Source organism: Roseibium sediminicola, from assembly GCF_023156505.1.
In the GTDB taxonomy this organism is placed as follows: Bacteria; Pseudomonadota; Alphaproteobacteria; order Rhizobiales; family Stappiaceae; genus Roseibium; species Roseibium sediminicola.
Map to the genome: position 1 here is coordinate 105620 of NZ_JALNMJ010000016.1, position 12784 is coordinate 118403.

Below are 12784 nucleotides of genomic sequence, written 5' to 3' on the forward strand. Positions count from 1 at the left end.
AGTGAAGATGACCGGTCAGCAGACAGACAACGTTGTAACCGCAGCGTTTCTGGTCATCGGCGACGAGATCCTCTCCGGCCGCACCAAGGACAAGAACATCGGCTTCCTCGCCGACTACCTGACCTCTCTCGGTATCGACCTGAAGGAAGTGCGCATCGTCCCGGACGAACAGCCAGAGATTGTCGGCGCGGTCAACGCGCTCCGGGCCAAATACGATTACGTCTTCACGTCCGGCGGCATCGGCCCGACCCACGACGACATCACCGCGGAAAGCATCGCCGCCGCCTTTGATGTACCGCTGAACCTCGACCCCCGGGCCATTGCCATCATGGAACCCCATTATGCGCCCGGACAGTTCACCCCGGCCCGCCAGCGCATGGCGCGCATTCCGGACGGCGCCGACCTGATCGAAAACAAGGTCTCCAAAGCGCCCGGCTTCCGGATCGGCAACGTCCACGTCATGGCCGGCGTACCCTCGATCATGCAGGCCATGATGGACGCGGTCGCGCCGACCCTGAAGACCGGGGCCAAGATGCTCTCCGAAACCGTCGCGGCCGACATGCCCGAAAGCAGGATCGCCGAACGGCTGTCCGCCATTCAGGACGCCCATCCACAAACGCTGATCGGCTCCTATCCGCGGGCCAGCGACGGCAAATTCTCCACCCAGATCGTTATTCGGTCCCGGGACGAGGCCGTCCTGCAGGCGGCCGTCAGGGACGTCGCCGCGGCCGTTGCCGATCTCTCGGGATAATCTGAAGGACAAAACATGGAAAACCCCGCACAAAACAAAGCCTTCCCGGTTTCCTGGGACATGTTCCACAGGGATTCGCGTGCCCTCGCCTGGCGGCTTTCCAGCGAAGGCGAATGGAAGGCCATTGTCTGCATCACCCGAGGCGGCCTGGTCCCGGCCGGGATCGTCGCCCGCGAACTGGGCATCCGCACGATCGAGACCGTCTGCATCGCCTCCTATCACGACTATGACAACCAGGGCACGCTCAAGGTGATCAAGCCGATCGATCCCAAGGTCATCGACCTTGAGGAAGGCCAGGGCAGCGGTGTTCTGGTGATCGACGATCTGGTCGACACGGGCAAGACCCTGAAGGTGGTGCGCGAGATGCTGCCCAAGGCCCATTACGCCACTGTCTATGCCAAGCCGGTCGGCGTACCGATGGTCGACACCTTCATCACCGAGGTTTCCCAGGACACGTGGATCTATTTCCCGTGGGACATGGGCTGGCAGTTCCAGCCGCCGCTTTCCAAGGACACCGCCGGCTGATTGCAAAGACCTGCAACCAGCGCATCTGCCCTGACGCTTTGTCAACCGCCGCACCGGATGGTGACGGCTGTGAAGAGTTTCAGCCGGAAATATCCCGAAAAGTTTCGAACGACCGGTTGGGTAGTCGCCCCAACCGGTCTTTTTCGTCTGGAAGAACCGATTTCTGGTGGTTTCAAGCCCTCGCGAATCCGGTTCAATAGGACGTTGCGATAGTGCTGTAGAGGTTGGTCCGCACCACGCGTGCTCCGGGAGCTCTCGCACGCAGGATCTGAACGGGACACGGAATGCTGAACCGACGTTTGTTCCTCGCCTCCGCGACGGCGGCCCTGGCGACCGGCTGTCAGTCCGGACACCATCGCGGACCGCTGCCGCAGCGCCCGGCACCGGCCAACGCTCCGGCAACGACCGGAGCCAGCATTGCCACGGATTACGTCCAGATGTACCGGGCGATGCCGGAAGAGAAATTCCCCATCCCCGCCATCGATCTGAGCAAGATCGATCCCGTCTATTACCGTCAGCTGGTGGACTATTCCGCTCCGGAACCAGTGGGAACCATTGTCGTCGACACTCCCAACCGGTTTCTCTATCTCACGATGGCGGACGGCAAGGCCATGCGCTACGGCGTTGGCATCGGCCGGGCCGGCTTCTCCTGGGGCGGCCGGGCAAAGATACAACACAAGAAGGCCTGGCCGACCTGGACACCGCCGGCGGAAATGATTGCCCGCGAACCGAAGCTGGAGAAATACCGGGACGGCATGCCTCCCGGCCCGCAAAACCCGCTTGGCGCGCGCGCGCTTTACATTTTCGAAGGCAACCGTGACACGCTCTACCGCCTGCACGGAACGACACAGCCCTGGTCCATCGGCCGGGCCGTGTCGTCAGGCTGCGTGCGCCTGCTGCAACAGGACGTTATCGATCTCTACAACCGGGTGCCGGAAGGAACGCCGATCGTCGTCCGGCAGGCCTGAGGCCTAGGGTCAGGACCCATTCATTTGAGTGAAATGGTAGGGATGAATTTGTTCGGATACGAGGCGCAAAGCTGCAGGAAACCGTCCGGTTTCCAAAGATTTGCAACGACGTTGCCGGGCGAATTCACCCTATCCCGGAGCGACGCAAAAACGGCTTTGATTTGCTGCGTCAAACCGCTCAACCGGGCAGGAAGCCCGCTTTTCGCGCTTTTCCTTGCAACTCGTTGCCGTTTGTTGCGCCATTTCGACCAAATTAATGAGTCCTGACCCTAAGTTCTCAGTCGATCGCTATTGTCACCGCTTTGACCGCATCGATGCCGTCCAGGCGCACATCGCAGCCGATGGCGTAGGCCTCGACACCGGCGGCACGTGCGGCCTCGAAGGCGGCCGCGTAGGCCGGATCAATGTCGCCCGCCAGGCTGATCCGGTCGCAGTCCGGACGTTGGACCAGAAACACCATCGCGGCCCGGTGTCCTTCCGCCACCATATCGGCGAGTTCCGCCAGATGCTTGGCGCCGCGCGCGGTCACGCTGTCGGGAAATTCCGCAAGCCCCGGCTGGCGCATCAGGTGCACGTTCTTGACCTCGACATAGGTCCGTGCACCCTCGCTGCGTTCCAGGAGAATATCGATCCGGGAATTCTTGCCGTATTTGACCTCCCGGCGCAGGCTGTCATAGCCGGTCAGCCCTTCAATGCGTCCGGCTTCGAGCGCCTCCTCCACCAGCTTGTTGGGATGTGCGGTGTTGATGCCGACAAGCGCGCCGTCCGCCTCGATCACTTCCCAGGAATATTTGAGCTTGCGCTTGGGATTGTCCGACTGCGACAGCCAGACCCTGGAGCCGGGTTCCTTCAGGCCGAGCATGGATCCCGGATTGGCGCAATGGGCTGTAATGGCACCGCCGTCATCCAGAAGCACATCGGCGAGAAAACGCTTGTACCGTTTTACGAGACGGCCGCTGACGAGAGGCGCTGAAAATTTCATGCCGGACAATCCTTGCTTCAAATGAAAAGAGCGGAACCGGCCTACTTGGACCAGAAATCCGGATCAAGCAGAACCAGGACGGTGAACAATTCGAGACGGCCCACCAGCATGGCAAAGGACAAAAGCCATTTGGCGCCATCGGGCAGCGGTGCGAAATGACCGGCGGGACCGATCATGTGACCGAGACCCGGGCCGACATTGCCGACGGACGTGGCGGCGGCGGAAATCGCGGTCACCAGATCCAGGTCGAAAAACGACAGGGCCACCGTGATGATGCCGACGGAGCCCATATAGACCACCAGGAAGGCCAGAACCGAGAAGGACAGTTCCGGTGTCAGGCGTGTGCCGCCATATTCCTCGGACATGATCCGGTGCGGACGCACCATGCGGCGCAGATGCGCGCGCACCGTCCCGAAAAATACCAGGAAGCGGAAAATCTTGATGCCGCCCGTCGTCGACCCCGTACAGCCGCCGACGAACATCAGCAGCAGGGTGATGCCGATGACGGGCGCGCCCCATTGCGAAAAATCGCCAAGCGCGTAGCCCGTTCCGGTGACAATGGAGACCACGTTGAAGGTTGCCCGCAGCAAAGCCTCGTCGAACGGGAAATGCATGTTGATGCCGAGATAGACCGTCAGGGTCAGTGAGACCAGAGCCAGGAAACCGATCAGCGCCCGAACCTGCGGATCGCGCCACAGCTGCAGCGGATGCCCGCGCAGCGCCTGCACAATCAGAACGAACGGTAAGGCCCCGATCACCATGAAAACAATCGCGACCCAGCCCGAGGCCGGGTTGGTGAAATAGCCAAAGGACAGGTCATGGGTGGAAAACCCGCCCGTCGCAATGGTGGTGAGGGCGTGGTTGAACGCGTCGAACAGCTGAATGCCGGTGGCCAGATAGGCCGCGATGCAGGAGACGGTCAGGAACAGATAGGCCAGGCCGATCAGCCGGATCAGCTCCACGGAGCGGCTGACGATCTTTTCGGACCGGTCGGAACTCTCGCTCTGGAACAGCTGCATTCCGCCGATCCTGAGGAACGGCAGCAGCACGATCGCCATGACGACGATGCCGATGCCGCCCATCCACTGCATCAGCGAGCGCCAGACCAGAAGCCCCGGCGGCAGACCGTCGAGACCGGTCAGCACGGTGGAACCGGTGGTGGTAAAGCCGGACACGGCCTCAAATACCGCATCCGCATAGCCAACTCCGAGCCACAGGAACGGCAGGGCTCCGAAAGCCGGAAGCGTGGTCCAGGCCAGGGTGGTGAGAATGAAGGTCTGACGCGTATCGAGCCCCTCGCGCAGGGAGCCGCCGACGGCAATCGACAGCAGCATACCGACCATGCCGGTCAAAAGCGCCGAAAAGACAAAGGCCTGCCAGTCCGCGTTTTTCTGGGCAACATCGACAATCGCCGGGATAAGCATGGCGGTTGCCAGGCCGACATACAGGAAGCCGAGGACATTCAATACGGGTCGGAGAGAAATCAAACGGCAATCATCCCAATAAACCGGACTGGACGGTTCCCAAGTCGTCCGCACGGCCTGACTTGACCGCCTCTGCCCACCGTCCTACCCGCTTTCGGGGCATTTTCCAATGGGGCGCGCGCGCCTTCCCCGGAAGATGCCTTCCCCGACGTGCAGATCCTTTCTCCCTGGCCGACAACTTCCCCTGCGGAACAACCGATTTTATCGACGCGCGTTCAGGATTTCGTAGCGAATACCGATTACTTTTACGTGCTATGTTGGAAAAAGCTCCATATACGTGAAAATGACAAGGATTGAGTGAAATTTCGCAGCTGGGTCTACACACGCTTGTATTCCGGATAAGTTGTATTCTGGTCATAATGGTGCTCTGCAGCATCGGCCTGGTTTCGGGGCTGAGCTATTATGAACTCTCCAAAACGACACAGGAGAATTCCACCATCCGGATAGACCGCGCGGCCCGCGCAGCCGTCGCGATCCTCTGTTATGGCACGAATTCCGTGTTTCATCCGGAGTTCGACGAAGCAGGCAATCCCCTGTCCCTTCACGTTGCAGAAGCGGCCGGAACCTCGGCGTTGGCCCCCAGCGAAACACTGGACAAGCTGATGGCGGCCATCGGCAAAACCAATCAGGGCGCCGCCAACCTGTTTGCATGGAACGGAAGCGCGCAGTCCTTCGACCGCTTCGCCACCACCTTCAGGTCACCAGATGGCGGGCCGCCTCCGGCCTTTTCCATCCGTCACGGCCATCCGGCCTTTGCCAGCCTGGCGAAAGGACACCCCTTTGTCGGCAACGTTCCCGTGCAGGGCCGGCTGCGGTTGGCTTATCTGACGCCGATCCTGGCCCCCGGTGGCGGCGTCGCGGGAGCCATTGCGGTCGATGTCGGCTGGGTGGACGATCTGACGCTGGCGGAAAACCGCCTGAAGACCCGGATCACGACCGCTGCCATTATCATTCTGACCGCCGTCATTCTCATCGGCGGCCTGTTGTTGCGCCTGGAATTGCGCCCCTTGCGCCAGCTCGCCCGGACCGCCGACGAGCTCGCGGGCGGGGACCAGCCGACTAGCATCCCCTTTACCGAGCGCAAGGACGAGATCGGTGACCTCGCCCATGGGCTTGAGAAAGTCAACGACCTCCAGGACAAACTCCGCAAGCTTGCCTACACCGATCCGGTCACAACGGCCGGCAACAGAACCCGCTATTTCTCGGACCTGAGCAAGGCGCTCAAGCGAGCCAGACAGGAAAACTACTCGGCCTCGCTCATACATCTGGACTTCAACGGCTTTGCCAAAGTGAACGACATTTTTGGCCAGCAGGTGGGCAATCGTGTCCTCCTGCAGGCCTATGCGAGACTGGCCAGCATATTCGGCCCCAGCGCCAAGATTGCGCGCATTTCCGCCGACGATTTCTGCATCATCCTTCCCTTCGACAACAAAGGCGCCATCGCCGAGGACTATGCCGTCCAGGCGCTCGACCTTCTTTCCTCGCCGTTTCATCTGGAAGAAGGCGAGATCCGTGTCGAGCCGAGCATCGGCATCGCGCTTCTGCCGCAGGATGCCGAAGACGCCGAAACCGCGCACCGGGTCGCCGGTCTGGCGCTCCGAGCCGCCAAGGACAAGGAAGGCACGCGCTACGTCTTCTTCTCTCCACCTTTGAATGAGCGTATCCAGAAGGAGATGTTGACGGAAACCCTGCTGCGCGCCGCCTTGAAGACCAGACAGCTTGAATTGCACTATCAGCCGCAGGTCAGCCCTGCTGACGGACACCTGCTGGGCTTGGAGGCGCTTATCCGCTGGCCAAGCGAAAAACGCGGTTTCATCCCGCCGGGCGAGTTCATACCGGTCGCGGAGAAAACCGGTCTTGTCATAGAACTCGGCCAATATGTCCTGGAAGCCGCCTGTGCCCAAGCCGCCAAATGGCGTTTGTCGGAATTTGACTTCGGTCACATCTCGATCAATGTGTCCCCCCTGCAGTTCCGACAGCCGAGCTTCGCCGCAACGGTGCGGCGGGCATTGGAGGACTATGATCTGCCGGCCAATAAGTTGTGCCTGGAAGTCACGGAAAACGTCTTTGTCGACACCAGCGAACAGACCGTGCTTGACATCCTGTCCGAGCTGCAGGAGATCGGCGTTCAGTTGTCGCTGGATGACTTCGGTTCCGGTTACTCCTCCCTGATCTATCTGCATCGGCTGCCCTTCCAGGAACTCAAGATCGATCGCGCCTTCATCGCCGAGGCGGACTTGACCCCGCAGAGGGAACACCTCTTTCAAGGCATTGTCGGCCTCGCTCGCAGCCTGGGTCTGCGCGTGATTGCCGAAGGCGCGGAGACTGAAGGAGAATTCACGCTGGCAATCAGGCATGGCTGCGATGCGTTGCAGGGCTATTTCTGCGCGCCGGCGGTTCCCGCCGACGAGGTCCAGATCCGGCTCAAAGCTTTTCAAGGCGAATTGTCCGCTCGCCTTGGCTCGCCTGCCGGACACTCGGTCAAGAAGCGTGCCTAGCGTACAGGGGCCAGGCGTTTATCCGGACAGTTTCCCGGTCATCAGGATCGGGGCGGCATCAAGCTGATGCGCATTCATCATTTCAGCGATGCGTTCGATGGCCGATACCAGCTGTTTGCGGTCCTCCGACGAGAGGGCGTCGAATTTCTTTTCGAATTCGTCGTGCAACAAACCCGGCAGATCGGAGGCGACAACCTCCCCCTGGCTGGTCAGTCTGGCATGGACGATTCGGCGATCCGAGATCGACCGATAGCGTTCGATCAGTCCCTTTTCCTCGAGTTTGTCGAGAATGGTCACAACAGTTGCCGAGCTGAGATCCGCGTTTGCCGAGAGGGCTTTCGTAGTAACCTCCCCGAGGTCACGAATGCCTTGTAAGACAACAATTTGCGGGATTGTCAGACCGGTCTGCCTGGACACCTCCCTGGAGCGCAGATCAATGGCCCGTACGATCTTACGGATGGCCTTGACCACTTGCGATGACTCCATCGCCTGCATCATTACACCTCTATTCATTTGAACTCTAATGATTAGAGTTCTATATAGTGCTCGTCTTTTCAAGCAACGGAGAAATTTGTCAATATGTGCGGCATTTGCGGCGAAGTGGTTTTTGGGGATGCGCAAGCGGATGTGGTCCGGGTTTCTCGGATGGCGGACGCAATGGAAGCGCGCGGGCCGGACGGCATGGGTGTCACCCAACGCGGCCGGGTTGCTTTCGGACATCGGCGCCTCAGGATCATCGACTTGAGCGAACGCGGCGCCCAGCCGATGACCGACATGGCGCTCGGCCTGTCGCTGGTCTTCAACGGCTGCATCTACAATTACCAGGAGCTGCGTGAGGAGCTGACCGGCAAGGGTTATGCGTTCTTTTCCACCAGCGACACCGAAGTCATTCTCAAAGCCTGGGCCGAATGGGGCAAGGACTGCTTTTCCCGTTTTCACGGCATGTTCGCCATTGCCATCCATGAGCATGAAAGCGGCCGCATCCACCTGGCGCGCGACCGGTTCGGCATCAAGCCGTTTTACCTGAGCGAAGCCGGAGGCCGCCTCGCCTTTGCCTCCTCCCTGCCCGCTCTGCTGGCCGGCGGCAACATCGACACGTCGATCGACCGGGTCGCGCTGCACCACTATATGAGCTGGCACGCGGTCGTGCCCGCTCCGCGCACGATCCTCAGCGGCGTGCGCAAACTGCCTGCCGCCACGGTGCGCACGCTTGAGCGAGACGGCTCCGCCAGCGACTACACCTATTGGGCTCCCGGCTTTGAAAAATCGGCCGAAGACCTTGCCCGCAGCGCGGACGATTGGCGCGACATGGTTCTGGAAAGCCTGCGCACGGCCGTCCGCCGGCGCATGGTCGCCGACGTGCCGGTCGGCGTGCTCCTCTCCGGCGGCGTCGATTCCAGCCTGATCGTCGGCCTCCTCGCCGAAGAGGGCCAGAAGGGCCTGGCGACCTTTTCGATCGGCTTTGAGGAGGCCCATGGCGAGAAGGGCGACGAATTCCAGTATTCGGACTTGATCGCCGACCACTACGGCACCAATCACAACCAGATCTTCATCCCGTCCTCGCAGCTGCAGGAAAACCTGCCCGGAGCGATCCGGGCGATGTCGGAACCGATGGTCTCCTACGACAATATCGGCTTCTACCTGCTGTCCCGGGAGGTCTCGAAACACATCAAGGTGGTCCAGTCCGGCCAGGGCGCTGACGAGGTCTTTGCCGGCTATCACTGGTATCCGAAATTGCAGGGATCCAACCGGCCGGCCCAGGACTATGCCGCCGCCTTTTTCGACCGCACGGAAGAACAGATGGCCGAGGCCGTCTCTCCGGCCTATCGCTGCGACCGCGACGAGAGCCTTGCCTTTGCCGAGGCCCATTTCGCGCAAACCGGAGCAGAGGACCCGGTCGACAAGGCGCTCCGCCTCGACACCAACGTCATGCTGGTGGACGACCCGGTCAAACGGGTCGACAATCATTCCATGGCCTGGGGCCTTGAGGCGCGCGTGCCTTTCCTGGATCATGAGCTGGTCGAACTTGCCGGGCGCATCCCGGCGGAGTTCAAGCTCGCCCAGGAGGGCAAAGGCGTGTTGAAGGAAGCCGCCCGTAAGGTGATCCCGAGCGCGGTGATCGACCGCCCGAAAGGCTATTTCCCCGTGCCGGCTCTCAAATACATCCAGGGCGACTATCTGGACATGGTGCGCGACACGCTTTCCAGCCAGGCGGCACGGGAACGTGGCCTGTTCAACCAGGCCTATCTCGACAAGCTCTACGCCGACCCGACCAAATACATCACGCCCCTGCGCGGTTCCGAACTCTGGCAGGTCGCCCTTCTGGAAATGTGGCTGCAGGCACAGGAGGTCTGACAATTGGCCGACAATGAGCAAACCCGGCCGAAACGTGCTTTCGACCATCGCCTCAAGCGCATGCGCGAACACGGTCTCAAGCCGGAATACCGCCTGGAACAGGAAACCGAGGCCCAGAAGGACCGCTACATCAATTGCGGCTGGGGACGACTGGTGTTTGCCAACACCTATCAGGCCACGGACAAGCTGGTCGAAGTGCTGCGCAACGAACGGCCCGACCGGCGCGACATAGCGTTCTACGTCCGCGATCCGCATGTGCTGGTGGGCTCGGCACCGCAGGAGCTGTTCCTTGACCCGTCCCACACCTTCCGGCTTAACCTGTCGACCTACCGCCCGGCGCGCAGCCGCCGCAAGGGGTTTACCGTCCGGCGCCTGTCCTCGCGCAGCGACGCCGAAGCGATCAACGAGCTCTATATCAGCCGGGGCATGGTGCCCGTGCCGCCGGAATTCTTCTGGTCGGATCTCGATCCGCGCACGACGACCATTCTCGTCGCGGAAGAAGACGACACCGGTACCATCGTCGGCACCGCCATGGGCATCGATCACAACCGGGCCACCAATGGCGCGGATCAGGGCAGTTCGCTCTGGTGCCTCGCCGTCTCGCCGCAGGCGCGCTTTCCAGGTGTCGGCGAAGCGCTGGTGCGCCGCCTTGCGGAAGTCTTCAAGGGCAAGGGCGTGCCGCATATGGACCTGTCGGTCCTGCATGACAACGAGCTGGCCATCGGACTTTACGAGAAGCTCGGTTTCGAGCGCGTGCCCTATTTCACGGTCAAGCGCAAGAACACCATCAACGAGGCCCTGTTTGCAGGCCCAGCCCTGGAAGACAAGCTCAACCCCTACGCCACAATCATTGTCAACGAGGCAAGGCGGCGCGGCATCCAGACGGAGATCATCGACGCAGAGGGCGGCTTTTTCCGCCTCTCCTATGGCGGACGCTCCGTGGCCTGCCGGGAATCCCTGAGCGAGTTCACCAGCGCGGTCGCCATGTCGATTTGCGACGACAAGGCAACGACGCGCCGGATCGTCGAGCGCGCCGGCGTCGATGTGCCCGACCAGGTTCTGGCCGGCTCCGCCGACGAGATCTCGGCCTTTCTCGAAAAACACGGCTCGGTGGTCGTCAAGCCTGCGCGCGGCGAACAGGGCAAGGGCATCGCGATCGGCCTGACCACGGCCGAGGATGTCATGGAGGCCATCGACGTTGCCCGCACCTTTTCCAACGACGTTCTGGTCGAGGAATGCGTCACCGGCCAGGACCTGCGCCTGGTGGTGATCGACTACAAGGTCGTCGCTGCGGCCCTGCGCAAGCCTGCGGAAATCACTGGCAACGGCAAGGCCAGCATTCAGGAACTGATCGAATTCCAGTCCCGGCGGCGGGCTGCGGCCACAGGCGGCGAATCCAAAATCGTCATCGACGACGAGGTTCAGCGCTGCCTGAGCGCGAACGGGTTCACGCTGGAAGATATCCTGCCAGAGGGACAGAAACTCCCCGTGCGGCGCACGGCCAATCTGCACACCGGCGGCACCATTCATGATGTCACCGGCGAAACTCACCACACCTTGATCGATGCGGCCATCAAGGCGGCAAGGGCCATAGAAATTCCGGTCACGGGCATTGACTTGATGGTCAAAGACCCCCGACAACCGGAGTATCGCTTTATCGAAGCGAACGAGCGGCCGGGGCTGGCAAATCACGAACCGCAACCCACCGCCGAGCGTTTCGTTGATTTTCTTTTTCCCCTTTCGGTGCCGCAGCCCGTCAGGACGACCTTGAACAGAGCCGGGACATGACCCTTTTGAACATCGACATTCCCTATCTGGCGGAAAAGCTCCAGGATCTCCTCAAGATCCCGAGCCCCACAGGCTACACCGACGAGATCGTCCGGCATGTCTGCAAGGAGCTGGAGAAGCTCGGCGTCTTTTACGAGATCACCCGCCGCGGTGGCGTGCGTGCCCGTATTTCCGGCAAGAAGCGCCGACCTGCACGCGCTTTCGTCTCGCACCTGGACACGCTCGGTGCCCAGGTGAAATGTCTTAAGGAAAACGGCCGTCTGGAACTGGTGCCGATCGGTCACTGGTCTGCCCGCTTTGCCGAAGGTGCCAGGACCACCATCTTCTCCGAAAGCGGCGCCTATACCGGCACCATCATGCCGCTGAAGGCGTCCGGGCACACCTACAACGACGAGGTCGACAAACTGCCGGTGGGCTGGGAGTTTGTCGAGCTGCGCGTCGACGCCTATTCCAAGAGCACCGACGACCTGCACCGGCTTGGTATCGATGTCGGCGATTTTGTCGCCGTCGATCCGGCGCCGGAATTCCTCGACAACGGCTTCATCGTCTCGCGCCACCTTGACAACAAGGCCGGCGTTGCCGTGATGCTGGCGGCCTTGAAGGCGCTGGTGGAATCCGGGATCGAGCCGACGGTCGACGTCTTCTGGCTGTTCACCATCGCGGAAGAAACCGGACATGGCGCCCAGTCGATCCTGACCCCGGACATTGCCTCGCTGGTTGCCATCGACAACGGCACCACCGCGCCCGGCCAGAACTCCGACGAATTCGGCGTCACCGTGGCCATGGCCGACCAGACCGGCCCGTTCGACTATCACCTGACCCGCAAGATGGTCCAGCTGTGCCGCGACAATGACATCAAGTTCCAGAAAGACGTGTTCCGCTATTACCGCTCGGATGCTGCCACCGCGATAGAAGCCGGCGCGGATGTGCGCACCGCTCTGATCACATTCGGCGTCGATGCCAGCCACGGCTATGAGCGCATCCACATGCATGCGCTGCGCTCCCTGGCCGAGCTTGCCACCGGCTATGCCCTCAGCCCGGTCGAGATCCAGCGTGACGCGCGCGAATTCGCCGATCTGAAAGGCTTCACCCGCCAGCCGACCGCCGATGCCGACCAGACCCTCGCCCCGGAAGTGGACGAGCCTCTGCCCGAACCGGCGAACGACTAGGGTCAGGACCCATTAATTTGAGTGAAATGGCAGGGATGAATTTGTTCGGATACGAGCCGCAAAGCTGCAGGAAACCGTCCGGTTTCAAAAGATTTGCAACGACGTTGCCGGGCAAATTCACCCTATCCCGGAGGGACGCAAAACGGCTTTGATTTGCTGCGTCAAACCGCTCAACCGGGCAGGAAGCCCGCTTTTCGCGCTTTTCCTTGCAACTCGTTGCCGTTTGTTGCGCCATTTCGATCAAATTAATGGGTCCTGACCCTA

The 12784-nt window shown here is 61.2% G+C and carries 10 protein-coding genes; 7 read left to right on the plus strand and 3 right to left on the minus strand.

From position 1 onward, the window contains the following. The first annotated feature begins 7 nt into the window (after positions 1 to 7). The 3 genes from M0H32_RS20580 (at position 8) to M0H32_RS20590 (ending at position 2244) form a co-directional block, all read left to right on the plus strand. Complete coding sequence (locus M0H32_RS20580) at positions 8 to 751, plus strand: competence/damage-inducible protein A (RefSeq protein ID WP_248157216.1); 744 nt, start codon at positions 8 to 10, stop codon at positions 749 to 751. Between the two features lie 15 nt (positions 752 to 766). After that, the gene (gene gpt, locus M0H32_RS20585) at positions 767 to 1276 is read left to right on the plus strand and encodes a xanthine phosphoribosyltransferase (RefSeq protein ID WP_248157217.1); all 510 of its coding nucleotides are present in this window, start codon (positions 767 to 769) and stop codon (positions 1274 to 1276) included. 284 nt (positions 1277 to 1560) lie between these two features. Continuing rightward, positions 1561 to 2244, plus strand: a complete 684-nt coding sequence (locus tag M0H32_RS20590; RefSeq protein ID WP_248157218.1) for a L,D-transpeptidase — start codon at positions 1561 to 1563, stop codon at positions 2242 to 2244. 277 nt (positions 2245 to 2521) lie between these two features. Here M0H32_RS20590 and sfsA read toward each other — a convergent pair whose 3' ends face one another. Next, positions 2522 to 3226: a DNA/RNA nuclease SfsA gene (sfsA, locus tag M0H32_RS20595; protein ID WP_248157219.1), complete on the minus strand. Its 705-nt coding sequence runs from the start codon at positions 3224 to 3226 to the stop codon at positions 2522 to 2524. Between the two features lie 41 nt (positions 3227 to 3267). Next, complete coding sequence (locus M0H32_RS20600; RefSeq protein WP_248157260.1) at positions 3268 to 4692, minus strand: TrkH family potassium uptake protein; 1425 nt, start codon at positions 4690 to 4692, stop codon at positions 3268 to 3270. A gap of 377 nt (positions 4693 to 5069) precedes the next feature. Here M0H32_RS20600 and M0H32_RS20605 point away from each other — a divergent pair, with 377 nt between their 5' ends. After that, a complete protein-coding gene (locus tag M0H32_RS20605) occupies positions 5070 to 7208 on the plus strand; it encodes a bifunctional diguanylate cyclase/phosphodiesterase (RefSeq protein WP_248157220.1) in 2139 nt (712 codons plus the stop codon). 18 nt (positions 7209 to 7226) lie between these two features. Here the strand turns inward: M0H32_RS20605 and M0H32_RS20610 are convergent, their stop codons facing one another. Further along, on the minus strand, positions 7227 to 7694 hold the full coding sequence (locus M0H32_RS20610) for a MarR family winged helix-turn-helix transcriptional regulator (protein ID WP_345779352.1): 468 nt from the start codon (positions 7692 to 7694) through the stop codon (positions 7227 to 7229). Positions 7695 to 7787: 93 nt separating this feature from the next. On the opposite strand from M0H32_RS20610, the gene M0H32_RS20615 reads away from it, so the two are divergent. The 3 genes from M0H32_RS20615 to M0H32_RS20625 are packed head-to-tail and all read left to right on the plus strand — an operon-like array spanning position 7788 to position 12520. Then, positions 7788 to 9563 (plus strand): N-acetylglutaminylglutamine amidotransferase, encoded by a 1776-nt coding sequence (locus M0H32_RS20615; protein WP_248157221.1) that lies wholly within the window; start codon positions 7788 to 7790, stop codon positions 9561 to 9563. 60 nt (positions 9564 to 9623) lie between these two features. Further along, positions 9624 to 11351, plus strand: a complete 1728-nt coding sequence (ngg, locus tag M0H32_RS20620) for an N-acetylglutaminylglutamine synthetase (protein WP_425607343.1) — start codon at positions 9624 to 9626, stop codon at positions 11349 to 11351. Beyond that, positions 11348 to 12520: an osmoprotectant NAGGN system M42 family peptidase gene (locus M0H32_RS20625; RefSeq protein WP_248157225.1), complete on the plus strand. Its 1173-nt coding sequence runs from the start codon at positions 11348 to 11350 to the stop codon at positions 12518 to 12520. Before ngg ends, M0H32_RS20625 begins: the two co-directional genes overlap by 4 nt. Positions 12521 to 12784: the final 264 nt, after the last annotated feature.